This is a genomic window from Bacillus sp. YC2 (genome assembly GCF_019891195.1).
Taxonomy (GTDB): domain Bacteria; phylum Bacillota; class Bacilli; order Bacillales; family Bacillaceae; genus Bacillus.
On record NZ_JAHXDO010000042.1, the window covers coordinates 1 to 212 of the forward strand.

Below are 212 nucleotides of genomic sequence, written 5' to 3' on the forward strand. Positions count from 1 at the left end.
AGCGTACGGTTCATACCCGTGAGGTCGGGGGTTCGATCCCCTCCGCCGCTACCATTGGACCTTTAGCTCAGTTGGTTAGAGCAGACGGCTCATAACCGTCCGGTCGTAGGTTCGAGTCCTACAAGGTCCACCATTATACGGAGGAATACCCAAGTCTGGCTGAAGGGATCGGTCTTGAAAACCGACAGGGGTGTCAAAGCCCGCGGGGGTTC

At 57.1% G+C, this 212-nt stretch carries 1 tRNA gene; it reads left to right on the forward strand.

Annotation, left to right across the window (positions count from 1 at the left end):
- Positions 1-56 precede the first annotated feature (56 nt).
- A tRNA-Ile gene (locus tag KY305_RS19815) sits at positions 57-133 on the forward strand.
- The last annotated feature ends 79 nt before the right edge of the window (positions 134-212 follow it).